The 24,185-nt window shown below is 64.0% G+C and carries 29 protein-coding genes; 13 read left to right on the forward strand and 16 right to left on the reverse strand.

Annotated elements, in window-relative coordinates; genetic code table 11:
• Window position 1: 1 nt before the first annotated feature.
• The 7 genes from pip to cysS form a co-directional block, all read right to left on the reverse strand.
• Window positions 2-961 carry a prolyl aminopeptidase gene (gene pip, locus AC27VQ_RS11535; protein WP_488716344.1) on the reverse strand — a complete coding sequence of 320 codons (960 nt, stop codon included), beginning with the start codon at window positions 959-961 and terminating at the stop codon, window positions 2-4.
• The gene (locus AC27VQ_RS11540) at window positions 958-1,431 is read right to left on the reverse strand and encodes a GFA family protein (protein ID WP_313531850.1); all 474 of its coding nucleotides are present in this window, start codon (window positions 1,429-1,431) and stop codon (window positions 958-960) included. The genes pip and AC27VQ_RS11540 overlap by 4 nt, the downstream gene beginning before the upstream one ends.
• Before the next feature lie 17 nt (window positions 1,432-1,448).
• The gene (locus AC27VQ_RS11545) at window positions 1,449-1,940 is read right to left on the reverse strand and encodes a GFA family protein (RefSeq protein WP_313531852.1); all 492 of its coding nucleotides are present in this window, start codon (window positions 1,938-1,940) and stop codon (window positions 1,449-1,451) included.
• Entirely contained in the window at window positions 1,937-2,419 is a 483-nt protein-coding gene (locus tag AC27VQ_RS11550; protein WP_488716345.1) for a GFA family protein, read from the reverse strand. Before AC27VQ_RS11550 ends, AC27VQ_RS11545 begins: the two co-directional genes overlap by 4 nt.
• Window positions 2,416-2,814 (reverse strand): type II toxin-antitoxin system VapC family toxin, encoded by a 399-nt coding sequence (locus AC27VQ_RS11555; protein WP_488716423.1) that lies wholly within the window; start codon window positions 2,812-2,814, stop codon window positions 2,416-2,418. Before AC27VQ_RS11555 ends, AC27VQ_RS11550 begins: the two co-directional genes overlap by 4 nt.
• Window positions 2,815-2,828: 14 nt before the next feature.
• A complete protein-coding gene (locus AC27VQ_RS11560; protein ID WP_421594713.1) occupies window positions 2,829-3,101 on the reverse strand; it encodes an antitoxin in 273 nt (90 codons plus the stop codon).
• 62 nt (window positions 3,102-3,163) lie between these two features.
• Window positions 3,164-4,597 (reverse strand): cysteine--tRNA ligase, encoded by a 1,434-nt coding sequence (cysS, locus tag AC27VQ_RS11565; RefSeq protein WP_488716346.1) that lies wholly within the window; start codon window positions 4,595-4,597, stop codon window positions 3,164-3,166.
• 304 nt (window positions 4,598-4,901) lie between these two features.
• Here cysS and AC27VQ_RS11570 point away from each other — a divergent pair, with 304 nt between their 5' ends.
• Both AC27VQ_RS11570 and AC27VQ_RS11575 read left to right on the forward strand, forming a co-directional pair.
• Window positions 4,902-5,045, forward strand: coding sequence for a hypothetical protein (locus AC27VQ_RS11570; RefSeq protein ID WP_488716347.1), 144 nt, complete (start codon window positions 4,902-4,904; stop codon window positions 5,043-5,045).
• A gap of 176 nt (window positions 5,046-5,221) precedes the next feature.
• Window positions 5,222-5,410: a hypothetical protein gene (locus AC27VQ_RS11575; protein ID WP_488716348.1), complete on the forward strand. Its 189-nt coding sequence runs from the start codon at window positions 5,222-5,224 to the stop codon at window positions 5,408-5,410.
• Window positions 5,411-5,415: 5 nt separating this feature from the next.
• On the opposite strand, the gene AC27VQ_RS11580 is transcribed toward AC27VQ_RS11575, so the two are convergent.
• Window positions 5,416-6,189 carry an SOS response-associated peptidase gene (locus AC27VQ_RS11580; protein WP_488716349.1) on the reverse strand — a complete coding sequence of 258 codons (774 nt, stop codon included), beginning with the start codon at window positions 6,187-6,189 and terminating at the stop codon, window positions 5,416-5,418.
• Between the two features lie 59 nt (window positions 6,190-6,248).
• Between AC27VQ_RS11580 and AC27VQ_RS11585 the strand changes: the two genes are divergently transcribed.
• From AC27VQ_RS11585 to AC27VQ_RS11630, 10 genes are all read left to right on the forward strand, one after another.
• Window positions 6,249-6,683, forward strand: coding sequence for an NUDIX domain-containing protein (locus AC27VQ_RS11585; RefSeq protein ID WP_488716350.1), 435 nt, complete (start codon window positions 6,249-6,251; stop codon window positions 6,681-6,683).
• Window positions 6,680-7,105: a TIGR02301 family protein gene (locus tag AC27VQ_RS11590; RefSeq protein ID WP_488716351.1), complete on the forward strand. Its 426-nt coding sequence runs from the start codon at window positions 6,680-6,682 to the stop codon at window positions 7,103-7,105. Before AC27VQ_RS11585 ends, AC27VQ_RS11590 begins: the two co-directional genes overlap by 4 nt.
• A 92-nt stretch (window positions 7,106-7,197) precedes the next feature.
• On the forward strand, window positions 7,198-7,467 hold the full coding sequence (locus tag AC27VQ_RS11595; protein ID WP_313531864.1) for a hypothetical protein: 270 nt from the start codon (window positions 7,198-7,200) through the stop codon (window positions 7,465-7,467).
• Between the two features lie 77 nt (window positions 7,468-7,544).
• Complete coding sequence (locus tag AC27VQ_RS11600; RefSeq protein ID WP_488716352.1) at window positions 7,545-8,327, forward strand: hypothetical protein; 783 nt, start codon at window positions 7,545-7,547, stop codon at window positions 8,325-8,327.
• 32 nt (window positions 8,328-8,359) lie between these two features.
• Complete coding sequence (locus AC27VQ_RS11605) at window positions 8,360-8,677, forward strand: hypothetical protein (RefSeq protein WP_488716353.1); 318 nt, start codon at window positions 8,360-8,362, stop codon at window positions 8,675-8,677.
• Window positions 8,678-8,812: 135 nt separating this feature from the next.
• The gene (gene ygfZ / locus AC27VQ_RS11610; RefSeq protein ID WP_488716354.1) at window positions 8,813-9,658 is read left to right on the forward strand and encodes a CAF17-like 4Fe-4S cluster assembly/insertion protein YgfZ; all 846 of its coding nucleotides are present in this window, start codon (window positions 8,813-8,815) and stop codon (window positions 9,656-9,658) included.
• On the forward strand, window positions 9,655-10,284 hold the full coding sequence (locus tag AC27VQ_RS11615; RefSeq protein WP_488716355.1) for a YfbR-like 5'-deoxynucleotidase: 630 nt from the start codon (window positions 9,655-9,657) through the stop codon (window positions 10,282-10,284). The genes ygfZ and AC27VQ_RS11615 overlap by 4 nt, the downstream gene beginning before the upstream one ends.
• Window positions 10,285-10,286: 2 nt before the next feature.
• Window positions 10,287-10,814: a tyrosine phosphatase family protein gene (locus AC27VQ_RS11620; RefSeq protein WP_488716356.1), complete on the forward strand. Its 528-nt coding sequence runs from the start codon at window positions 10,287-10,289 to the stop codon at window positions 10,812-10,814.
• Window positions 10,811-11,785, forward strand: coding sequence for an NUDIX hydrolase (locus tag AC27VQ_RS11625; protein WP_488716357.1), 975 nt, complete (start codon window positions 10,811-10,813; stop codon window positions 11,783-11,785). The genes AC27VQ_RS11620 and AC27VQ_RS11625 overlap by 4 nt, the downstream gene beginning before the upstream one ends.
• A 60-nt stretch (window positions 11,786-11,845) precedes the next feature.
• On the forward strand, window positions 11,846-12,676 hold the full coding sequence (locus tag AC27VQ_RS11630) for a mechanosensitive ion channel family protein (protein WP_488716358.1): 831 nt from the start codon (window positions 11,846-11,848) through the stop codon (window positions 12,674-12,676).
• A 3-nt stretch (window positions 12,677-12,679) separates the two neighbouring features.
• Here the strand turns inward: AC27VQ_RS11630 and AC27VQ_RS11635 are convergent, their stop codons facing one another.
• The 5 genes from AC27VQ_RS11635 to AC27VQ_RS11655 form a co-directional block, all read right to left on the reverse strand.
• Window positions 12,680-13,201 carry a superoxide dismutase family protein gene (locus tag AC27VQ_RS11635; RefSeq protein ID WP_488716359.1) on the reverse strand — a complete coding sequence of 174 codons (522 nt, stop codon included), beginning with the start codon at window positions 13,199-13,201 and terminating at the stop codon, window positions 12,680-12,682.
• Between the two features lie 61 nt (window positions 13,202-13,262).
• Window positions 13,263-14,168, reverse strand: coding sequence for a carboxylating nicotinate-nucleotide diphosphorylase (gene nadC / locus AC27VQ_RS11640; protein ID WP_488716360.1), 906 nt, complete (start codon window positions 14,166-14,168; stop codon window positions 13,263-13,265).
• Window positions 14,169-14,207: 39 nt separating this feature from the next.
• Window positions 14,208-15,806 (reverse strand): L-aspartate oxidase, encoded by a 1,599-nt coding sequence (locus tag AC27VQ_RS11645; protein ID WP_488716361.1) that lies wholly within the window; start codon window positions 15,804-15,806, stop codon window positions 14,208-14,210.
• Window positions 15,807-15,896: 90 nt separating this feature from the next.
• Complete coding sequence (nadA, locus tag AC27VQ_RS11650) at window positions 15,897-16,976, reverse strand: quinolinate synthase NadA (RefSeq protein ID WP_313522646.1); 1,080 nt, start codon at window positions 16,974-16,976, stop codon at window positions 15,897-15,899.
• Between the two features lie 167 nt (window positions 16,977-17,143).
• Entirely contained in the window at window positions 17,144-18,379 is a 1,236-nt protein-coding gene (locus AC27VQ_RS11655) for an MFS transporter (protein ID WP_488716362.1), read from the reverse strand.
• 299 nt (window positions 18,380-18,678) lie between these two features.
• Here AC27VQ_RS11655 and corA point away from each other — a divergent pair, with 299 nt between their 5' ends.
• Window positions 18,679-19,671 (forward strand): magnesium/cobalt transporter CorA, encoded by a 993-nt coding sequence (corA, locus tag AC27VQ_RS11660; protein WP_488716363.1) that lies wholly within the window; start codon window positions 18,679-18,681, stop codon window positions 19,669-19,671.
• Here the strand turns inward: corA and AC27VQ_RS11665 are convergent.
• The 3 genes from AC27VQ_RS11665 to AC27VQ_RS11675 all read right to left on the reverse strand — a co-directional run bounded on the left by AC27VQ_RS11665 (window position 19,668) and on the right by AC27VQ_RS11675 (window position 24,141).
• Window positions 19,668-20,513, reverse strand: coding sequence for an MOSC domain-containing protein (locus AC27VQ_RS11665; protein WP_488716364.1), 846 nt, complete (start codon window positions 20,511-20,513; stop codon window positions 19,668-19,670). The two genes, corA and AC27VQ_RS11665, sit on opposite strands and share 4 nt — an antisense overlap.
• 79 nt (window positions 20,514-20,592) lie before the next feature.
• Window positions 20,593-21,246 (reverse strand): HD domain-containing protein, encoded by a 654-nt coding sequence (locus AC27VQ_RS11670; RefSeq protein ID WP_488716365.1) that lies wholly within the window; start codon window positions 21,244-21,246, stop codon window positions 20,593-20,595.
• 36 nt (window positions 21,247-21,282) lie between these two features.
• On the reverse strand, window positions 21,283-24,141 hold the full coding sequence (locus tag AC27VQ_RS11675) for a DUF2339 domain-containing protein (protein ID WP_488716366.1): 2,859 nt from the start codon (window positions 24,139-24,141) through the stop codon (window positions 21,283-21,285).
• Between the last annotated feature and the right edge of the window lie 44 nt (window positions 24,142-24,185).

Consider the following 24,185-nt stretch of genomic DNA (forward strand, 5'->3'; position numbering starts at 1 on the left):
CTTATTTCTTGCCGGCGAACTTATCGGTCGCGTAAATCAGGCGATCGAGAATGCCCGGCTCCGAATAGGCATGGCCCGAGCCTTCGACGAGATAGAATTCCGCCTCCGGCCAGGCTTTGTGGAGCTGCCAGGCGTATTTGGCCGGGCACGGCATGTCGTAGCGGCCGTGCACGATGACGCCGGGAATGCCGGTGAGCTTGTGCGCGTCACGCAGCAGCTGCCCCTCGTCCATCCAGCCGGCATTGACGAAGAAATGGTTCTCGATGCGGGCGAAAGCGTGAGCGAATTCGTCCTCGCCGAACTTGCCGCTCGTCGAAGGCTCCGGCAGCAGCGTGATCGTCTCGCCTTCCCACAGGCTCCAGGCGCGGGCGGCCTCGATGCGCGTCGCCTTGTCGTCGCTGGTCAGGCGGCGATGGTAAGCGTGCATCATCTCATGGCGCTCTTCCGCCGGAATCGGCGCGATGAAGCGCTCCCACTTGTCGGGGAACATTTCCGAGACGCCGAACTGATAATACCAGTCGAGTTCGCCCTTGGTCAGCGTGTAGATGCCGCGCACGACAAGCTCGGAAACGCGCTCCGGGTGTTTTTCCGCATAGGCGAGCGCCAGCGTCGAGCCCCAGGAGCCGCCGAAGACCAGCCATTTGTCCACGCCCGCCATCTCCCGCAGGCGCTCGATATCGGCGACGAGGTGCCAAGTCGTGTTGCCTTCGAGCTCGGCATGCGGCGTGGACTTGCCGCAGCCGCGCTGATCGAACAGCATCACGTCATAAAGCGCCGGATCGAACAGCCGGCGATGGGCCGGCGAGATCGTGCCGCCCGGGCCGCCGTGCAGGAACACCGCCGGCTTTGCGCCCGGCGTTCCCGAACGCTCCCAGTAAATGACATGCCCGTCACCGACATCGAGATGGCCGGAGGCATAGGGTTCGATTTCGGGATAGAGGGTACGCAAGGCTTCACTCATAATTTCATTCCGTGGGCAGGCCAGTTTTCGGTTTCGTGATCGGGGTGCTGGAAGGAGATGATGCTCTCCTGCTGGCTGTAATAATCCGGGTCGTCATGGACGGGGGCGGAAAAAATCTGCTCGACCCAGGGCAGGCGCGCGCCGTAGTTCACCTGGATCTGCGGCGCCAGATCGCTGCGATCGTCGAAGGCGCCGATGGCGATCTCCAGACCGCCCGGATGTTTGTAGGTCAGCGGCGTGCCGCATTGCTTGCAGAAGCCGCGCGCGATGTTGATCGAGGACTGGAAATAGGCCGGCTCGTCGCGCAGCCATTCCACCTCGCCCTTGGCCGTGACCAGCGGGCCGAAGAAGCCGCCGAACTGTTTCTGGCACATGCGGCAATGGCAGATCGACGGGCGGCCGAGCTGGCCCTTGATGCGGAAACGCACAGCGCCACACTGGCAGCCTCCGGTACGAACGGTCTCTGTCATCTTTCAGTCCCTATCTCTCAATCTTCTGGTGGCCAATGATCGGTATCGTAATCGGGATGCTGGCGGTTCGAGTCGCGGATTGTCCGATGCCGCGCCTCGCGGCCCTCGCCTTCATTGCTTTCGCTCTCCGGTAGCTTCGGCAGTTGCTGGAAGAAGACCACGCGCGATTCGACGCCGGACTGCGCGATGGGGCGCAGATCGTCGGGATCGTCGAGCGAACCGAGCGTCACATTGATATGGCCAGCCCCGAGCGCATCGTAGAACAGCGGCGTACCACAGGCCGGGCAGAAACCGCGCCGCACGATTTCCGACGACTGGAACCAGCCGGGCTCGCCGCGCGTGACGGAGAATTTTTCACGCGGGGCATTGGCGAGCGGCAGGAAATAGTTGCCGGCCGCCTTCTGGCACATGCGGCAGTGGCAGAGATGCGGATCGCCGAGCGTGCCTTCGACGCGGTAGCGCACCGCGCCGCACTGGCAGCCGCCCGTATAGATGCGCGAAATGCTCATCGCTTGTGCTCCGGCGGCCAGGTGTCGGTGTCGTGATCCGGGTGCTGGTAGGAGACGAGATCGGCAAGGAACGAGGCCGCATCCTGATCGGCCATCGTGTCCTCGCCCGGCAAGCCGGGGATCGTGTCCACATAGGGCAGCTTCGCCTCGATACCCCATTGGATGCGCGGCGCGATCTCGGCGGGATCGTCGAAGGCGGCAATGGTCAGCGCCACGCCATCCGGCGCCTCATAGGTCAGCGGCGTGCCGCAATCGGCACAGAAGCCACGATAACCGTGGTTCGACGACTGGAATCGCTTCGGCGCGCCACGCGTCCAGGTGAGCTTGGCATCGCGAACCGACACCAGCGGCAGATAGAAATTGCCGCTCGCCTTCTGGCACATGCGGCAATGACAGACCGACGCATCGCCCAGCGCGCCTTCGACATGAAAGCGCGCGGCACCGCACTGGCATCCGCCGGTGTAGAAGGGTGTGCTCATGGCTGCGCCTCCAGCCAGTTTTCGACCTTGAGGCCCTCGACGCGGGAGAATTCTCTGACATTGGCGGTGACGAGCGTCAGGTCGAGCGACAGGGCGTGGGCGGCGATGAAGAGGTCGGTATAGCCGATAGGCTGTCCCTTGCGTTCAAGTGCATCGCGCGTTTGCGCATAGGCAAAGGAAACAGGCGGATCGTAGGGAAGGATCGTGATCTCCTCCAGAACGGCCTCGACACGACGAGCCAGAGAAACAGCGCCCTTTTTCCTCAAGCCGTAACGCAATTCCGAAACGACGATGGCGCTGGTGCAGAGTTCGTCCGTCGGCACCGCGGTCGCCCGGCCGGCGGCCGCACCTTCGGGATTTCGAACCATGTCCGAAATCACGTTTGTATCGAGCATGTAGCGGAAAGCGGTCACAGATCGACGTCCTCCGGAGGCGGCGTCGTTTCGTCGAGTTCCGGAAAGTCGCCTTCCCAGGGTTCGAAGGTTGCAAGCAGGGCAGCCAGTCCCATTTTTCTGGGCTTCGGCTCAAGGATGAGACGGTCGCCCTCCTTGCGCATGACGGCTTCGTTTCCCGGGAGTTCGAACTCGACGGGAATACGAACGGCCTGATTGCGGCCGTTGCGGAAAAGTTTAACCTCCCGCTCCTGCGCTGCTTCAGGCATTTCCTGCGGTCTTGCACTCATAGCGACCTCTATCGATCACGGCATATGCCCAAGCATAGGCCTTCAACGAACTCCAGACAACCTCACCGCTTCACCTCCCACGTCGTCACGCGCTCACCCGTCGCCGGATCCTTGCCGTCCTTGAGTTGGATGCCCTTGGCCGCGAGGTCGTCGCGCAATTTGTCGGCCTCGGCGAAGTTCTTCGCCTTCAGCATTTCCAGACGCAGCTGGATGAGGCTTTCGATGCTGTCTTCCAGCGCCTTGGAAACCTCGGCCTTCTTCGGCAGGACGCCGAGCAGTTCGGCACTGGCGGCAAAGACCGGCAGCATCAGCGGGTCGTTGTTGGCGCATTGGGCGAGCGCGTGCAGGGCCTGCACGGCGGCGACCGTGTTGAGGTCGTCGTAGAGCGGAGCGAGCACGGTTTGATCGACGCGACCTTCGGCCGGGTTGCCGCCGGCCGGCCATTTGGCGAGAAGGCGCTCGGCCTCCTCCAGGCGCTTGACGGAGAAGTCGATGGGCTCGCGGTAATGCGTCATCAGCATGGCGAGGCGCAGCACTTCGCCCGGCCATTTGCGGCCGCCGAACTTTTCCTCGTGCAGCAACTCGGCGATCGTGAAGAAATTGCCCTCCGACTTCGACATCTTGCGGCCTTCGACCTGCAGGAAGCCGTTGTGCATCCAGACATTCGACATGACCTTGGTGCCATGCGCGCAACGCGACTGGGCGATCTCGTTCTCATGGTGCGGGAAGATCAGGTCGAGGCCGCCGCCGTGGATGTCGAAGGTCTCGCCGAGATAGGCGGCCGACATGGCCGAGCACTCGATATGCCAGCCCGGACGGCCGCGGCCCCAGGGGCTGTCCCAGCCCGGCTCTTCGGGCGAGGACAGCTTCCACAGCACGAAATCGCCGGGGTTCTTCTTGTGCGCATCGACGGCGATGCGGGCGCCGGCCTGCTGCTCGTCGAGCGGACGCTTGGAAAGATCGCCATAATCGGCCATCGACTGGGTGTCGAACAGCACCTCACCGCCCGCCTGATAGGCATGGCCGCGTTCGATCAGACGCTCGATCAGCGTGATCATGTCGACCTTGCCATCATCACGCGGCTGGACGAATTCGGTGGCGCGCGGCTCATGCGTCGGCTGCATGGCGCCGAGTGCGACGATATCGGCATGGAACTGGTTGGCCGTCTTCTCCGTCACGCGGCGGATCGCCTCATTGAGGGAGAGCGTGCCGTTTGCGATCTCCGTGCCGAAATCGCGCAGCGCCCGCGCGTTGATCTTGTCGTCGACGTCGGTGATGTTGCGGGCATAAGTGACGTGGTTTTCGCCATAGACATGGCGCAGCAGCCTAAACAGCACGTCGAAGACGATGACGGGCCGCGCATTGCCGATATGGGCGAAGTCATAGACCGTCGGGCCGCAGACATACATGCGCACATTATCAGGGTCGATGGGCGCGAAGGCCCCCTTCGAGCGCGTGAGCGTGTTGTACAGCGACAGGACCGGCTTTTCGGCCATGGAAGTCTCCCCAAAATGCAAAAACCCGGCTGGCCGGGTCGTTTGTCATCCAGGGATTTTGGGGGACGAAAACGGCCGGGCCAGCGCGTGCGCTAGCGAATAATGCTCCGGCGAATGCAGAGTACCGTTTTCATGGCACGCTTTATCGCGCTCCCCGCTCGTCCGGTCAAGCGGGCGAACGCCCTTCCCGACGAAAATCCTTGGCCTCGTGCCCTGTTACCGCGGTGACACGGCTGTCCCCTGCGCCATGAGAAAAAGAGGGCATCGAAGCGGTCGAAACCGCCGCACACCAAGGGGAACCACGATGCGCAACACCAGATACGAGGACTGCGAAGACCAGGACAATCGCCCGCACCCCGACAAGGCCGTTTGCGATAACCCCTTCGGCCTGCGGGCCATCATCGCCGCCTTCCTGCAAACCAGAATACGCCAGACGCCGCCCAAGTGATGTTACAACGGTCACAATTCTTGACCGGGAAAACCCGCCTTTTTCGCGTTTTGCCGCAGAGCGATCAAAGTTCGAGCAGAATTTAGCCGAAAGGGCTCCCTAAACGCATAGCTCATTGGGGGTAGCAACCGGGGGATTCGGGGCTGCCTGATGAGCAAGACTTCAGGAGAATGAGAATGTCGACTGCCAAGAAACACCCGGCGCAAAAGCCCGCCGCCGTTGCCAACGAAAACCTTCAGGCGCGCTACAAGCCGATCGGCCTGCGCGCCGTCGTTGCCGCAACCCAGTGCAAGCCGGAAGCGAAGGTCGAAAAGCCGCGCCGCGAGCGCGATATTCCGGCCGTGCTCCAGTCGCTCTACGACTGAGAAAATTAGAACAGCGACAACTGGTCGGAAGATGGGGGCGCGTCGGCGCCCTTTGTCTCTTTCGGCGTCGATTCGGCCTGCTCCTCGACAGGTTCGAGGATGTCGGCGCCCATATTGGCGACCTTGTTGACCTTGTCGGATACCGGGATCGCCTCAAAGAACCCTTCGTCGATCGGCTTCATCAGATCGACGACGTCGCGCGGCTCCTGCGTCTTGCAGTCCAGCCAACGCGAAAAATCCTCCTGCCGGATGACGACAGGCATTCGGTCGTGGATGCGCGAAATGTCGGCATTGGCTTTCGTCGTCAGGATCGCGCCGGTATCGACCTCCGAACCGTCAGCTGAGGACCACGTTTCCATCAGGCCGGCGAAGGCGACGATCTCGCCTTTCTTCGGACGGATGAAATAGGCCTGCGCCTTCTCGCTTTTGTCTTCCGGCCGCCGCCATTCGAAAAAGCCGGACGCCGGCACGAGGATGCGGCGGTGGCGCATGGCGGCGCGGAACGAGGCCTTCTCGATGGCTGTTTCCGAGCGCGCATTGATCAGCAGCGGAAAATCGCGCGGGTCCTTCACCCAGCCGGGCATGAAGCCCCAGCGCACCAGCATGGCCCTGCGCTCCGGCAGGTTGCTGCCGGGCTCCTGCTTTTCGCCGGCAATGACGACGATGATCGGCTGCGTGGGCGCGATATTGTAACGCGCCGGCGTATCCTCGATATCAAGGACATCGAGAAACGCCTTCATCAGGTCCGTCCTGGCCAGCAATGCATAGCGTCCACACATGGCGCCGTCATCGCACTTTGCCTATAAGGGGTCAATGAAGCGCGAGAACACCTGACACGATGAAGACGTCGAAGAAACCCCAGCCCGCCTCCTCCGCCATCATCGAGCGCGACGGACGCTACCTGCTCGTGCTGCGCACCAAGCCGCCGTCGGACGCCATGTATGCCTTTCCGGGCGGACGCGGCGAGGACGGCGAGACGCCGGCCGAGACGGCACTGCGCGAACTCTTCGAGGAAACCGGCATCCAGGCCGAAAAACCAATGCTTTTTGCGACCTACGACCTGCCCGGCCGCGAGGACGGCCCCGGCAGCCCCTCCTTCTTCCTGTCGGTTTTCAAGGTCAAGGCGGATGCTTCGGCGGTTGCCGTCGCCGCCGACGATGCCGCAAGCGTCGGCTGGTACACCGCAGACGAGATCGCGAAAATGCCGGCGCCGGACAGCGTGCGCGAATGCATCGCGCGACTGGAAGCCGAGCGGGCGAGGTTTTTGGCATGAAAGTGATTCGCGCCGCACTTCTCCTCGGCCTTACTCTCGCCGCCCCAGCCTTCGGCCAGAAGGCCACTGGCGACAAGGCGAAGGAAACGCCGCCGGCTGCCACAATTGAAGAAAAGCCGGCGCCCTATGACGAGCGGCTGGAGCGTCTTTCGGAGATTTTGGGGGCCGTGCATTACCTGCGAAACCTCTGCGCCGACAAGCCGGAAGACAACTGGCGGGCCTCGATGCAGCAGCTCATTCAGCTCGAAGCAGGCAAGGAACCCGGGCGGCAGGAGAAGCTGACGGCGGCGTTCAACCGGGGATATCGCTCGTTTGCCGCCATCTATACCGCTTGCACCGACTCGGCTGTTGTCGCAGAAGAGAGATACCGTAACGAAGGTGCAACACTTGCCACGGAAATTACCGCAAGGTTTGGAAATTAGCGGTTAATTAACCTCTTTTCTCATGACCCAGTGCCGTTTTGGGAAAAGGCTGCTAAGGTCGTTAACAGTGCAGTAAGAACTGAATGCCGCGTATGGACCGTTCAATGGAACCTAGCCTCAACGATATCGACGAGATGATCGTGCACGAGAAGATGCAGGCCGCTCTGGAATACCAGAACGAAGCCTGGGCTGACGGCATGGCTGACGGCATCGAGCTCGAAATCATCGCAGATGCCGCGATTGCGCTTGCGCTCCGCGAAACGATCCGCGTTCACGGCGAAAAAGGCGCGGAGACGATGCTTGATTCGCTGCGCGAGCGCATGCTGGCTGGAGAATTCTCCCCCGAGCGCATCCTGCAATAGGCAATTCCGCCACAGTGCGCAGCCATGCTGCGTGCGGAATTGCGTTCAAAATGCTCCAGGCTGGAAAGACAAAGGTCATGCAGACGTCCGCTGACGGCAAAAAGCTGTTTCGCTGCAGCCTCATCGTATTGTCGGTGTTTTCCGTGACGACGGCGCTTGTCGCGCCCGTGCGCCCCGCTTTCGCACTGAGCGAGTTGAAGCATCAGCCGGGCGAGACGCCGCAAAAGCCGGCGGAAGAGGCCGGCAAGGCAGCCCCCGTCGAGAAGAACGAGGACGCCTCCCCGCTCGAACTGCCGATGCCCGATCCGCTGATTCGCAAGGACCAGGCCGTGACCGAGCCGGCCGGCGAAGAGCCCGCCGTCACCGACGACAAGGCGGACGAGCCGCAGACGCCCGTCGAGGTGCTCTACGACATCAACAAGGCGCCGGAAGCCGTGCGCCGCATGCGCCAGCTCATCGTCGAGGCCGCCGCCTCCGGCGATATAGAGCGCTTGCGCCCGCTGCTCGGCAAGGGCGTTACAGAAACCCAGGTCTCCATTGTCGAAAGCGACGAAGGCCCGGTCGAGACGCTGAAGGGCCAATCCGGCGACAGCGACGGCATCGAGGTGCTGGCCATCCTGCTCGACGTGCTGGCAACCGGCTTCGTGCATGTCGGCCAGGGCACGCCCGACGAGATGTATGTCTGGCCCTATTTCGCCGAAAAGCCGCTGGCGGGCCTCACCCAACCGGAAAAGGTCGAGCTGCTGCGCATCGTGACAGCCGGCGACTTCTCCGACATGCAGGAATTCGGCAGCTACAATTTCTACCGCGTCGGCATCACGCCGGACGGACAGTGGAAATTCTTCGTCACCGGCGATTGAGAGTTCAGCTTAATCTCTTGGAGCCTCTCGTCATGAAAACGCCACCCATATGGCTTCAGGCGACAACGCATATCCTGCTCTGGATCGCGCTAGCCACGGTGGCTTATGCCAATGCAGGTAGCTCCGGCTTTGCGAGCTGCTGGCCAATGATCCTGCTGCCGCCACTGAATATTTTCATTATTGCCATCGGCTTTTGCGGCCTGATCTTCCTTGCCCGATCGCTGTTCGTTCCCGCCGCCCGACAGGCTTGGTTTTTTGCTCCGACGATACACGCCACGATCCTTTGCCTGGGATTGATTGCATGCGTATTCGCGACCTACGCAAAGACCGGCCCCGTTCAATGCCTTTAACGAAGTCTCCTCGCCGGCAAGTCGCACCCCTCATCTTGCGAAAGCGCGTCCGGCGTTCTACTTCTGTTTCAAGGGCGCACTGGTGCGCCAAAGCGTCGATGGACACCGTCGACCAATGAAAATCTGGATCGAAACATGCCTTCCGTCACGCTTTCCGGCCGCGCCTTTCTCCGCCTTTCCGGCAAGGATGCCGAGCCCTTCCTGCAATCGCTGATCACCACCGACCTGCCCTCGCTGCCCGAGGGCGAAATCCGGCCGGGCGCGCTTTTGACGCCGCAGGGCAAGATCTTCTTCGATTTCCTGATCCGCCGCGACGGAGCGGACGCCTTCCTCATCGAAACAACCGAGGATCAGCGCGATGCGCTCCTCAAGCGGCTGACCATGTACAAGCTGCGCGCCGCCGTCGATCTTGCGGTGGTCGAAGGCGCCGAGGCGACCGTCTCCTGGGACGATGCGGAGGCCGATGGCGCGCGCGACGCCCGCTTCGCCAAGGCCGGGCTCGACGTCTCGCGCCGTCCGGGTGCCGGCGGCAGCGACGACCCCGCAATCTACGATGCGCTGCGCATCGCCGCGGGCCTGCCGGAAGCCGGGCGCGATTATCCGCTGTCCGATGCCTTCCCGCATGACACGCTGCTGGATCTGAGCGGCGGGCTTTCCTTCCGCAAGGGATGTTATGTCGGGCAAGAGGTGGTCTCCCGCATGCAGCATCGCGGCACCGCCCGGCGTCGTCCCGTCATCGTCACGGGGGAAAGCACGCTGCCCGCCAGCGGCACGGAGCTGATGGCCGGCGCCAAGCCGATCGGCACGCTCGGTAGCGTCTCGGGCACACAGGGCCTCGCCATCGTGCGCATCGACCGCGCGGCGGATGCCATGCAGGCCGGCACACCGATCACCGCCGACGGCATCGCCGTGACCGTCGCCCTGCCCGCCTGGACCGGCCTTGCCTTCCCTGAAGAGGCCTCCGAGGTTCCGGCGCAATGAGCGGTGCGGCCCGCGCCAAGACAGAGCCCCGCGCCTGGCAGCGCATGCTGTCCGGCCGCCGCCTCGATCTGCTCAATCCCTCGCCGCTCGATATCGAGCTCTCCGACATCGCCCACGGCCTCGCCCGCGTCGCCCGCTGGAACGGCCAGACGCATGGCGAGCATGCCTTTTCGGTGGCCCAGCACTCCCTCATCGTCGAGGCGATCTTCCGCCGGCAGAACCGTTGCAATGCCGATGAATGCCTGATCGCGCTGCTGCACGATGCACCGGAATATGTGATCGGCGACATGATCTCACCTTTCAAGGCAGTGGTTGGCGGTGGCTACAAGACGGTGGAAAAGCGGCTGGAAACTGCCGTGCACCTGCGCTTCGGCCTGCCGCCCTCGATGCCCACGACGCTGAAGGCGAAGATCAAGAAGGCCGATCAGGTCGCGGCCTTCTTCGAGGCAACGGAGCTCGCCGGCTTCTCCCATGCCGAAGCCGTCAAGTTCTTCGGCGCGCCGCGCGGCATCACGCTCGACATGATCGAGATCGCGCCCGTGCCGACGGCCGAGGCACAGCGCCGCTTTGCCGAACGCTTCGAAACACTGGAACGCGAGCGCGCCACCCTCAAGGCGATGGTGTGATCATGGGCACGATCGTCGTCGCGCCGCTGGGAAAAATCGGGGAACTCGCCATCCGGCACCGCTGTCGCGAGATGCTGAGCCTCGTCGCGCCGAAGCAGAATTTCCATCGCCCCGCCGTCATCGACGCCGGGCGCCATCTCATCGTCGGCGTCAACGACATCGCCTTTGCCGGCACGGGCAATCTCGTCGCGCCCGGCGAGGAGCATGTCGCGGCCATCGTCAATTTCGCACGCGGCTGGGATCGGCAGGCGCCGCTTCTCGTGCATTGCATGATGGGCGTCTCCCGCTCCCCCGCCGCCGCGCTCATCACCGCGCTCGCGATTGAACCCGATCAGGACGAGCACGACCTGGCGCAGCGCCTGCGGAAGGCCTCCGTGCAAGCGACGCCGAATGCACGGCTCATCGAGATCGGCGATCATGTGCTGGGCCGCGGCGGCCGTCTCGCCGCCGCGGTGAAGGCTATCGGCCGCGGGGCGGATTATGTCGGCGACAGCCCGTTTTCCTTTTCCGCCAGTCCGGTGCAACCATGACGGAACAGCGCGCCCGCCCCCCGGTCGAAATCGGCCTGAATGCGGCGGTGGTCGCGATCTCGGGCCGCAGCCCCTGCATTCTCGCGATCGGCGGCCATGCCGGAGAGCGTGATGCCCTGCCCTTCGGCCCGTTCGACCCGCAACAGCACCGCACCTTCGAAACGAGCCTGCGCGCCAGCGTGGAGGCGCAGACGGCGCTGAAGCTCGGTTATATCGAGCAGCTCTACACCTTCGGCGACCGCGGCCGGCAGAAGCTGCCGGACGAGGCCGGCACGCACATGGTGTCCGTCGGTTATCTCGCGCTGACCCGCACCGACGCCGAGGCCAATGAACGGCTGGCGCAAGCCGGTGCCGCCTGGCGCAATTGGTATTCCTACCTGCCGTGGGAGGACTGGCGGCAGGGCCGGCCGCCGGTGATCGACCAGCTCATCATCCCCGCCCTGAAGAAATGGGCGACAGACGACATGCACGAGGAACGCCTCAACACGACACCGATGCCGCTGACCCGTATCCGGCTTGCCTTCGGCCTCGACGATTTCCCCTGGGACGAGGAGCGCGTTCTGGAGCGCTACGAACTGCTCTACGAAGCAGGCCTCGCCGAAGAGGCCGTCACGGACGGGCGCACCCGCCCCTGCACCTCCTCGCCCGGCATCGCCATGCGGCACGATCACAGACGTATCGTCGCGACCGCCATGGCGCGCCTGCGCGGCAAACTCAAATACCGTCCCGTCATCTTCGAGCTGATGGCACCGGAGTTCACGCTCACGGAGTTGCAGGCGACGGTCGAGGCGATCTCCGGCCGGCACCTGCACAAGCAGAATTTCCGCCGGCTGGTCGAGGGCGCCGAACTCGTCGAGCCGACCGGCGGCTCCACCGCCGCGACCGGCGGGCGCCCCGCCGCCCTGTTCCGCTTCCGTCGCCGTATTCTGGAGGAGCGCCCCGCCCCCGGCCTCAAGGTCGGAACAAGATAACCGGAACTTCTCCGCTGCCCTGCCATTCCCCACCGACGTCAACAGATGGGGAAAGGATCCATGGAACAACAAGCCACCGATATCATCGTCGCCTCGCGCGCAGCCCTCACGCAGGCAAGCGCGCTCGCCGTGCAATATTCCTTTTCCATCCTCGGCGCGCTGGTTTTGCTCGTGCTCGGCTGGTTTCTATCGCGGCTGCTGCACCGCTGGGCCCTGTCGGGCCTGTCGCATGTGCGCGGCATCGACATGACGCTGGCGCATTTCTTCGCCAATATCCTGCGCTATGCCGTGCTTGTGCTGGTCTTCGTGACGGTGCTTGGCCAGTTCGGCGTGCAGACCGCCTCGATCATCGCCGCCCTCGGCGCCGCCGGCCTGGCCATCGGCCTTGCGCTTCAGGGCACGCTGCAGAACATCGCTGCCGGTATCATGCTGCTCGTGCTGCGACCCTTCCGGGTCGGCGAATATATCGAGACGAAGGATGTGACCGGCACGATCACCGAGGTCGGCCTGTTTGCCACCGAACTCAGGACGAGCGACGGCCTCTATCGTCTCGCGCCCAATTCGACGCTCTGGAACACGCCGGTTACCAATTACAGCCGCGAGCGCACCCGTAAGCACGACCTTCAGGTCACGGTGCCCGACAGCAGGGATATCGATGACGAGATCGACCGCCTGCTGGAGATCGCACGCGAGGACCCGACCATCGAATCCGTGCCCGCGCCGCAGGTCTTCGTCGACAGTCTCGGCGACAGTTCGGCCACGCTGACGCTGCGCTACTGGGTCTCCACGCCGCAATGGTTCAAGACGACGCGCGACATGAACCGGCGGGTGCGCATCGCCTTCGGCCAGAAGCTGGCCGAGCCGGAGCCGCAAGCGGCCCCGGCCGAATAGGCTTTACTTGATCACGGCGCAGGCGATGCGATCGCCCGCGCCGCCGGCCGGGTCGGTGCGATAATCGTCCGAGCCGGCATGAACGATCAGCGCGCGCCCGCGAATGCCGCGCTCGGCATCGTCGAGACGGACCATCGTCGAATAGATCTGCGCCCGCAGCACCCCATCATCCGCCACATATTGGTTCGGCAGGTCGCCGGCATGCGGACCATTCGCGGCGATGAAGCCGTGATCCTTCTTGTCCGGATTGAAATGGCCGCCAGCCGCTTTGTTGCCGTGCTCATGGTCGCACTTGCCGGTCTCGTGAATGTGCAGCGCCACCCATTTGCGCGGCTCGAGGCCTGAAATCTCGACCTCGAAGAGAACGCCGTCATTGCCGGCGCTCAGATGCGCCCGGCCATTTTCCTTGCCCTTGAGATCAACGAAATTCGCCTCAGCCGTATTTTTCGTCTGCTGGGCAAGAGCGGGCGTGCCGAGCACTGCAAGCGTGCCCGCCATCGTCGCGAGCGTCAAAATCTTCCACATGATGCGTCCTTTCCATGATTGGCCATGGAACCGGAACGCATCGTTCTTCTGGGTGTTCCCCTTAGCGCACCACGACGTCGAGGCCGATGTCGAGCGTCGGCGCCGCCATGGTGATCTTCGACGTTGAGATATAATCGACGCCGGTCTCGGCAATCGCCCTGACTGTCTGGAGATTGACGTTGCCCGAGGCCTCCAGCTTCACGCGGCGCTGGTCGGCGGCATAGGCCTCTTCGGTGAGGCCGGCGCAATCGCGGTTGATCTCGACGGCCCGGCGCAAGAGCTCCGGCCCCATATTGTCGAGCAAGATCACGTCGGGCTGCGCCTCCAGTGCCTCCTCCAGCTCCTCCAGCGTCGTCACCTCGACCTCGACCTTGACGAGATGGCCAGCGAATGCACGCGCCGAGCGGATCGCCCCTTCGACGCCGGCCGCCACCGCGATGTGGTTGTCCTTGATGAGGATCGCGTCATCGAGCCCGTAGCGATGCGACGAGCCGCCGCCCATGCGCACGGCATATTTCTCCAGTGCCCTGAGCCCCGGAATGGTTTTTCGCGTGCAGCAGACTTTTGCCGGTGTATGCGCGATTTCCTCGGCAAAGCGCGCCGTATGGGTCGCGACGCCGCAGAGATGCATGAGGAAATTCAGCGCCACCCGCTCGGCCGACAGCACCGCCCGCGCCGGCCCCGAAACCTTCGCGATGACCGTGCCGGGCGCGAGCCTGTCTCCGTCCTTCACGAAGGCCTCGAAACGGATCGTCGGATCCATCAGACGGAACGCCGCGCGCGCCAGATCGAGCCCGGCCATGACGCCATGCTCGCGAGCATTCAGCTCCGCCGTCGCCTTCATGTTCGGCCCGATCGTCGCCTGGCTGGTGATATCGCCGGCCCGGCCCAGATCCTCGGCAAGGGCCGCGCGCACCTGATCTTCCACCATCAGGGGGGAGAGGACGGGGAGATAGGAGCTGGTCATGAGCTTGTCCTGTTCAATGTCGATAGGGAGACGGCGGGATCACGCCGCCGCCGTTTCCGAGAGATCCGCCACGACCTTGTCGGCTTCGGCGAGCGTGATGAAGGTGCGGTGCTTCCAGTTGGCCTTCTGCTCGGGGAAATCGGAGCGGTAGTGGCCGCCGCGGCTTTCTTCGCGAAGATACGCGCCCGTTGCGATGAGCTTGGCGGTCGTGACGATGTTGTGGAAGCGCATGCGGCTGTTTTCGCGCTCCAGCGCCGCGATCTCGCGGATCGCCGCCTTCAGGCCCTCGCCCGTCCTGATGACGCCAACCTGATCGCTCATGACGCGACGCAGGCGCTTCAGGGCGGCGCTGTCCTCGATGGTCACGAGGTCGTCGCTCTCCCCGGCATTCTTGCCCCAGTCGTTAAGCTTCGGCTCCGGCAGCATGCCCTTGATGTTTTCCGCGATGCGGGCAGCGAAGACGACGGCTTCGAGCAGCGAATTGGAGGCAAGGCGGTTCGCGCCATGCACACCGGTCGAGGTGACTTCGCCGGCGGCCCAGAGGCCGTCGATCGAGGTGCGGCCCTCGGCATCCGTCAGCACGCCGCCCATGTGGTAATGCACGGCAGGCACGACCGGGATCGGCTGGGTGACGGGATCAATACCGGCCGCCTTGCAGGAAGCATAGACCGTCGGGAACATGTCTGGGAAATGCGCGCCCACCGCCTTGGTGCAATCGAGGAAGGCGCCACGGCCGGCCTGCACTTCGGCAAAGACGCCGCGGGAGACGATATCGCGCGGGGCGAGTTCGGCATCCTCGTGGATATCGAGCATGAAACGGTGGCCGGCGGAATTGACGAGATGCGCGCCATCGCCGCGCAGCGCCTCAGTGGCGAGCGGTGCAGGGTCTCGGCCGATATTGATGGCGGTCGGATGGAACTGCACGAATTCCGGATCGGCGATGATGGCGCCGGCGCGCGCGGCCATGCCGACGCCCTGCCCACAGGCCTGCCACGGATTGGTTGTGACGGCGAAGAGATGGCCGACGCCGCCCGAGCAGAGCACCACGGCGCGCGCCGGGAAATGCACGCGGTTCTTCGCCTGGCCGGCATCCGGCCGTGCGATGACGCCGGAGATGAAGCGGCCTTCGCGCACCAGCTCTTCGACCACATAGCCTTCCAGCACGCGGATCGACGGCGTGTTGCGCACGGCGGCGATGAGCGCTTCCATGATGGCCTTGCCGGCCATGTCGCCCTTCACGCGCACGATGCGGCGTTCCGAATGGGCGGCTTCGCGCGACAGCATGAGCTTGCCTTCGAGGTCGCGGTCGAAGGGTACGCCGTAGTCGAGCAAATCGTGAATGCGCGACGGTCCCTCGGAGACCATAAAGCGCGCCATCTTCTCATCAACGATGCCGGCACCGGCTTCCAGCGTATCGGCGACATGCTTGTCGAAGGTATCGCCGGGGCTCATGGCCGCCGCAATGCCACCCTGCGCCCAGGCGGACGATGCGCCCTGACCGATCGGCGCAGCGGCGAGGATGGTGACGGGACGCGGCGCGAGTTTCAGGGCGCAGAACAGGCCGGCAAGGCCGCCGCCGACGATGACGATATCGTCGATGCCGTTCCAGGATTGCGGGCGGAAACTGTCAATGGGCATGGTCTTTCCTCCGACACGCCGCTCGGCTTTCCTGCCCGGAAGGCGAGCTGCGGGGCACTCCCGCCCCTTCTCCTCCTGAATTGAGGAGAGCTACTGCTTCAAATTCACCATCCGCTCGACGGCGAGGCGGGCACGATCGGCGATTGCCGGATCGACCAGGACCTCCTCCGTCATGTTCACCAGGCTGTCGAGGATCTTCGGCAGCGTGATGCGCTTCATGTGCGGACAGAGATTGCAGGGCTTAATGAAATCGACGCCGGGAAGTTCGGCTTGGATGTTCGACGCCATCGAGCATTCGGTGACGAGCAGCACGCGCGAGGGCCTGTTGTCCTTCACATAGTTGATCATGCCCGAGGTGGAGCCGGCGAAATCGCAGACGGCGATGACGTCGGGATGGCATTCCGGATGGCCGATGATCTCGATGCCGGGATGGGCTTCCTTGTAGGACAGGAGTTCGGCCGCCGTGAAGCGCTCATGCACCTCGCAATGGCCCTTCCAGGTCAGAATCTTCTTGTTGGTCTGCTTGGCGACGTTCATCGCCAGATATTCGTCCGGAATGCAGAGAACCGTGTCGCTCTCCAGGCTCTCGATGACGGCAAGCACGTTGGACGAGGTGCAGCAGATGTCCGTCTCCGCCTTCACATCCGCCGACGTGTTGACGTAGGTCACCACAGGCACGCCGGGATAGCGCTGCTTCAAGAGGCGCACATCCTCGCCGGTGATCGATTCCGACAGCGAGCAGCCGGCGCGCGAATCGGGGATCAGCACGGTCTTTTCCGGGTTCAAGAGCTTCGAGGTCTCGGCCATGAAGTGCACGCCGCACTGGATGATGATCTCGGCATCCACCTTGGTGGCATCGCGGGCAAGCTGCAGCGAATCGCCGACGATATCGGCAACGCAGTGGAAGATTTCCGGCGTCTGGTAATTGTGCGCGAGGATGACGGCGCCGCGCTCGCGCTTCAGCCGGTTGATGGCCGCGACATAGGGCGCATAAACAGGCCATTCGAAAGCGGGGATGAACTGCTTCACCTTCTCGTAGAGGTGTTCCGTCTCGCGGGCGATCTCGGGCGTGAAGGTGAGATCGGGCTTTTCCAGGACACCGAAGCGCTCGGCGGCGGTGAGCGGACGCGCAGCCTCGGCTTCTGCCGCATGCGGGGCCAGAACGGTCATGGAACCCTCCTCCTCCGCCGGATCCCGGCGGCTTCGCTATTTTGCTCAACTTGAGCATAATAGCCGTAAAACAAAACCGGCATGGGCCGGTGGTTCAGATTTAGAAACTTTTGTGACGCTTTGCAAGAAGCGCCGCCCGAAATCCTTCGGGCGGCGGCGTGATTTCGTCAGGCCATGGCCGGGCGGGCAACGCCCTTTTCCTGGATGGGCCAGTGCACGATGGCCGCGAAGATGCCGAGCGCCACGCCGAGCCACCACACCGGATCGTAGGTGCCGAAATGGTCGTAGAGATAGCCGCCCATCCACACGCCGAGGAACGAGCCGACCTGGTGCGACAGGAAGACGATGCCGCCGAGCAGCCCAAGATGCTTCGTGCCGAACATGATGGCAACGAGGCCATTGGTCGGCGGCACCGTGGAGAGCCAGAGCAGGCCCATGACGATGGCGAAGATAATGACCGAGGTCGGCGATTTCGGCAGCAGGATGAAGGCCGAAACGGCAACCGAACGGGCGAGATAGATATAGGCGAGGAAATAGGGCTTGGAGTAACGCTGGCCGATGAAACCGGCGGCGAGCGAGCCGATGATGTTGAAGAAGCCGATCAGCGCCAGTGCGATCACGGCGTAACGCGCATCGATGCCGAGATCACCGAGATAGGCCGGGAAATGCGCGGTGATGAAGGCGACCTGATAGCCGCAGACGAAGAAACCCGAGACCAGCAGAAGATAGCTGCGATGGCCGAGCGCTTCGCGCAGCGCCTCGCCGATCGTCTGCTTGTATTCGTTTGCCGACGTGATGCCTGAGGAGGAATTGCCGCGCAGCGGAATGGCGATGAGCGGCACCAGCAGCATCAGCATGCCGAGATAGACGAGGCTGTCCGACCAGCCATAGGCGCTGATCAGGCCCTGCGACAGCGGCGCGAACAGGAACATGCCGGCAGAGCCTGCCGCCGTGCAGATGCCGAACGCCATAGAGCGCTGCTCGGGCGTGACATTGCGTGCAAAGGACGACAGCAGGATGCCGAAGGAGCCGGAGCCGACGCCGAGACCAACCAACACGCCGCCGCCGATATGCAGCCAGAGCGGCGATGTGCCGAGCGACATGAGGAAGAGGCCCAGCGCATAGACGAGGCCCGATATCAGCAGCACGCGCCAGGTGCCGAACTTGTCGGCGATGGCACCAAAGAACGGCTGGCTGACGCCCCAGGCGAGGTTCTGGAAGGCCATGGCGAGACCGAAAGTCGTGCGGTCCCAGCCGGTATCCTGCAACATCGGCAGTTGGAAGAAGCCCATCGCCGAGCGCGGGCCGAAAGTGAGCACCGCAATCAGCGAGCCGGCGATGATGATGAGCCAGGGCATGGGCCGGCTCGCGGCGGGCGCCGCAACGGTGGATGGGGCGGACATGGGCATCTCCAAATCAGGTGCGCGAAATTTACGTCGCACCATCAATTAACAAAAGCGAATTTAATTGACCGAGCGATCAGTCCTGCTGATGGAACATTTCGATTCAAGCGACCGGCGGATGTGCTTGACGCGGAAGGATTTTGGGCGCATCCCACGCTTCGGCGTCACAGGACGCCAATGAAACCCGGATAAGATCAATGGACCCCGACAGTCGACGAGCGAGAGCGATCGAGCGACCCGTCCGGTAGCAGCGTTTCGGCTTGCTCCGGATGGCGAGAGCGCCCTCCAAGGAGCAAAGCATGCTGCAGATCTATGCCCGCAAGGCTGACCGTTTTTGCCTGCGCGACATTTCCAATCCCGCCATCGAACAGGCCATCGCCCCTGCCCTCTGGTACGACCTCCTCAACCCGTCGCCGGAAGAGGTAAAGGACGTCGAGGCCGCGTTGCACATTGCCATGCCGACGCGCGAGGAAATGGAGGACATCGAATTGTCCGCCCGCCTCTATCAGGAAGATGGCGCCGCCTTCATGACCATGACGGCACTGACCAATCTCGACAGCGACGAGCCGGCCAAGACGCCGATCACCTTCATCCTGCGCGGCCCGACGCTGGTGACGGTGCGCCATGCCGATGCGAAACCCTTCGCCACCTTCTGCGCGCGGGCGCTGCGCGGCAACGGCCATACATACGAGAACGGCGAAGACGTCATGCTCGGCGTCATCGAGGCCGTGATCGACCGCATGGCGGATGTGCTGGAGCGGCTCGGCAACGAGATCGACGGCATTTCGCGTGAAGTCTTCCGCAGCAAGAAGGCCTCCTCCACCAAGAAGACGCGGGACCTCGAAGCGCTGATCGAACAGCTCGGCCGCAAGGGCGATTTCCTGAGCGGCGTGCGTGAAAGCCTCGTCAGCATCTCGCGCCTCGTCGCCTACCATGCGGCGCTGGAGACGCCGACGCGCAAACCCTCGAAGGAAATCCGCCAGTTGGTGAAGCTCGTGCAACGCGACGCCACCTCGCTCGGCGACCACGCCGCGTTCCTGTCAGGAAAGATCAACTTCCTGCTCGATGCGACGCTCGGCCTGATCAATCTCGAGCAGAACCAGATCATCAAGATCTTCACCGTCGCCTCGGTGGTCTTCCTGCCGCCGACGCTGGTCGCGTCGGCCTATGGCATGAACTTCGAGCTGATGCCCGAGCTGCAATGGCACTTCGGCTATCCCTACGCCGTCGGCCTGATGATCGTCTCCGCCCTGATGCCCTATCTCTATTTCAAGCGGCGCGGCTGGGTTTAGGCCCGCATTTTCATCGACCAGCGTTCGGTGCGCGTCTTCGTCACGCGCACCGTGTCGCCCAGGCGGATCTCGCCCTCGCCGCGGGGCACGGCGTTCCAGCCGAAGAGCACGCCGGGCACGCGACGGTCGGCGGACATGCGCTTTTCGGCGAGGCCCTGAATAGGGTTGCCGCCGATGCGTTCGCCGGTCATCTGGTCCTGCGTGGTCATGATGCAGCGGGCGCAGGGTTTGACGAAATCGAAGACGATGCCGTTGATCTCGATCGCTTCCCAGAGGTCCTCTTCCCATGGAACGTCGCAGGAGACGAGGATGTTGGTGCGGAAGCGATCCATGCCGACCGGCTCCTGGCCCTTGGCAACCAGCGTCCGGTTGAGATCGGCAAGCGAGCCAGTCGTGGTGACGAGGATGGGGAAGCCATCGGCGAAACCAACGGGGGCCGGCTGGCCGGCCCAGTCCTCCCCCTCGGCGCGCTGCGCCAGCGCGTCCATGTGGACGAGCTTGACCGGGCGTTCGAGCCAGTCGGACAGCACGTCGTTCACCGCTTCATCGGCGACGGCGGCGTTGACGGGGCTATCCCAGACGGTGACGTCGAGGCGGTCGTCCGGTTCAAAGCTCGCGAAGAGTTGGCGGCCCTCCATTTCGAGATGCAGGCTTTCGCCCACCGCCGTCGCCTCGACGCGGGCCAACGCCTGGAGTTCGCGCTGGGTGATGAAGCGGCCGTCGGGCTCGACGATCATGAAGCGCCGGTCGCCGGCGAGGCCATCGATACGCACCGTGGCGCTTTCGACGGGGATGGCCCGGCCGCTCTTCAGCGGGTGAATGTTGAGGCCCTCGATCTTCATCGGACGTCCCTTCCTTTAAACTTTGATTCAACGCTCTGCCGAAGCGATTCAATCCGGCGGCACAAAAGCATGTTTTCGTTCAGATTTCATCCAGAAGCATGTCGCGGATCGCACGCAGCCGCTGCGTGCGCTCCAAGGCCATGCGGGCGCCTGCCGCGGTCTGAAAACCATCCGCCAGCTTGAACAGCTTCACCTCGAAATGATCGATGGCGAAAGCCTCGTCGTCGAGGGGACGGTTTTCGGCGAGCGGATCCATGGGATCGTAGAGGCCGCTGCCCATGCGGCCGGCAATGTAGAAGCAGCGCGCAGCACCCACCATGCCGATGGCATCGAGCCGGTCGGCATCCTGCACGATCTTCGCCTCCAGCGTTTCCGGCGCGATATTGGCGGAGAAGCTGTGGGTGAGGATGGCATGGCGGACGGCGGCCACATCCTGATCGCTCCAGCCTTCGGCAGCCAGAAGCGTCGCGGCCTTTTCGGCTGCCAGCCGCGAAGCCTCGGCGCGCAGCGGCGAATTCTTCTCCACGGCCACGCAATCGTGCAACAGCACGGCAGCGGCGAGCAGGCGCGGATCGCCGCCCTCCTCCGCCTGGATGCGCCGGGCGTTCTTCCACACGCGGATGAGATGGGCCGCGTCATGCGAGCCGTCATCGGCCGCGAAGGCCTGCGGCAGCAGGCGCGCGGCAAGCGGTCCCAGGGGCGTGAAGGCGGCGGCGAGGCAGGTGAAGGACATGGGGTATCCGGTGTTGTTGCCCCGAGACCTACCCCGTCATGCTTCCGCGTTCAATTCCGGCTTTTCACCCGTCCCGGACTTTCCCGAGAGGATTTTCTGGTAGAACAGGCCGATGCCGATCAGCACCGCGCCGAGCCCGATGAACGAGAGCGCGCGCAAAATGCCTTCGAGATTGGCCATGTCGATCAGGAACACCTTGACCACCGCGATCAGCACGAGACCGGCGGAGGCAAGGCGGATGCTTTTGGAATCGAATTTAGAGCCGACCGCCAGCAGAAGCACGCCGAGCAGCAGCCAGACGACCGAATAAGTGTAGGTCTCCGACTGGAGGAAGCCCTTCCAGTCCGCGATGCCCTCGCCGTGCCAGTAGCGGCGAACCGACAGCGTGACCCAGGCGAAGACCAGCGCAACACTGGAGAGTGCCAGCATGATGACATAGGGCATCGGCCGCCGGTCGCGCGCATACCAGGCAAGGCCGCCATAGGCGATGCCGGGGAGCAGGTAGCCGACGAGCAGCAGGTCGAGCACCGGCCATTTGCCGAGCAGTTCGCCGGTGAAATAGGGATTGAGGCCGATGAAATGGGCGCTCAGCACCGAAAGCACCGAGAGGCCGCCGACGACCATCGAGCCGTAGCGGAAGACGGGGCTTGGCGATTTCAGGTCGAGCGACATCATGACGGCGGATGCGCCGATGACGAGCAGCGTGTAGGTCGCCTGTTCGCCGAGCGTCGGCACCGAACTATCGAGCACGCCGCCATTCATGCCGTGGCGCACGAGGATCGCGGCCGTCAGCAACAGGAAGAGGCTGGCAAGCGCCTGCAGGAGATTGCGGATGCGCTCCCCCGGCCAGCGGCGCAGTTCGAAGGCCGAGAGTGCCAGCAGGGCTGCTGGGATGCCGTAGCCGGCGAGAAGCTGGTTGAAGACGGGCGTTTTCGAGAGGTTGGCGGCACCGACGATGGTCGGCTCCCAGGCGATGCGGCCCGCGACGACAGCGGCGGCACCAGCCATCAGCCAGGGCAGAACCGGCCAGCGGCGCAGGCGGGTGGCGAAGACGGCGATGGTGCCGAGCAGGATGATGCCGAGCGTGGTGGCGAGGCCATCGGTCAGGGCATGGAGCGCGAGAACAAGGAAAGCGAAGCCACCGGCCGACAGCGTCCGTTGTGGAAGGAAGAGACCATCTTCCTCCGCTCTCTCGCGCGAAAAGGCTTCCGCGGCGGCGAAGAAGACGAGGCCGAGTAGGACCGCGAGAAGCCCGTGTTTGGCGTCGAAGGAGAGGTTGCCGAAATTCAGGAAGCTGACGACAAGGATCGCGAAGGGCACGGCCGGCGCGAGCAAACTCCAGAGGGCCGCAAACGCGCTGGAACCCGGCATGCGCAGGCGTATCGCTGCAAGGCCGACCGCAGCATAGATGGCCGCGAGGATCAGCAGCAGATTGACCGGCACCAGACCAAGGACCGGCACCGGCAAGGTGCTTTCCGCCATCGGTGGTGCGGGGACCACCCCTTCCACCGCCGGCAGCGCGAGACTGCCGAAACCGTCAATCAGCCCTTGATCCGGCAGACCGACCATCGCCACCACGCCGATGACGGCGGCGACTGCGGAAAGGATCGCCGGATAGATCGCCCAGCCACGCAGGGCGCCGAGGGCGGCAAGGGCCAGGACGACGATGACGAAGGCGTAATCCGCATGGGCGAGTGCCGGGACGGCACTTGCGAGCACCAGCGCCGGGAAGGCCATGGCGAGCGCGCCGGTGACGGATACGGCCGCCGCCGGTGGGGTGAGCAGACGATCCAGTGCATCGGCGGGTTTGGCGTCGGCAGGCGCCGGCAGATCTTCGGTCGTGACATTGCCCGGCCAGATCAGGCCGTGGCCTATGGCAAGCACCAGCATGGCGACCAGCGCCGGCACTACATCGATATTGCTGGCCTGCGAGAGGTAGAGCACCGCCCACAGCGCCATGCCGGCATTGGCGAGCGCCGGCACCACATGCCAGTGGCGGATGCGCGAGGCGGCGAAGGTGGCGAGCCAGGCGACGATGAGGAAGCCGAACAGGCCCCAGGCGCTCGGCTCTTCCGTCGCAACCAGCGCCGGGGTGAGCATGGAGGCCAAGAGGCCCAGGCCGGCGAGCGCCTGCCCGTGCAGCAGCGAGAGGCCGATGGTGGCGAAGGAGACGGCGGCGAGCAGCACGAAGGCGGTGACCGGGCCGAAATAGCTGTAGAATTCGTAGGAGACATAGGTGACGGCGAAGAGCGTGATGGCCCCGGCGGCCGTCAGCACGCCGGGAATCATGGCGTTCTGGAAGGCATTGGCGATCAGCGGCTGGGTGCGGCGGCGCACGAATTCGCCCGCCGCCATCAGAACCAAGCCGAAAGCAGCGGCCAGCGACAGGCGCACGGCGGGGCTCAGCAATCCGGCCTCGATGGAATATTTCACCATGAAGATGCCGCCGAGCGCCAGCGCAATGCCGCCCACCCAGACGGCCCAGCGCGCACCGATGCGGCTTTCGAAACTTTCCTTCGGGCGGGCCGGCGCAGCGGCGGGTGCGGACGCTACCTCTTCCGCCGTTTCGCTCGCGGCAACGGTTTCGGCCGGCATGGCGGGCGCATCACCACCGAAGATCGCGCGGCCTGCATCCACCTCGCCGCTTTTTGTCGTCCAGGGGCTCGCGAAATCGGCCGCTACAGGCTCGTCCGTTACCTCCTCCCGCGCGGCTTCCGGTGTTTCGGCAACCGGTTCGGCTTCGGTGGCTGGGATTGCGATGCCGCTCGCCTTCAGCGCCTCGATCTCGCCCTTCAGCCGCATCACCTCTGCGCCGATTTTCTGCGCGCTGTTGCGCGAGGCGTTGAGGGTATAGAGCGCGAGGCCAATCGCGACCAAAGAGAGTATTTCGAGCATTGCGTCTCCAGCACGGCACAGTCCGGGCGGCGAGACTACCCGGT

Source organism: Shinella sp. 20P9.1.1 (assembly GCF_057798995.1).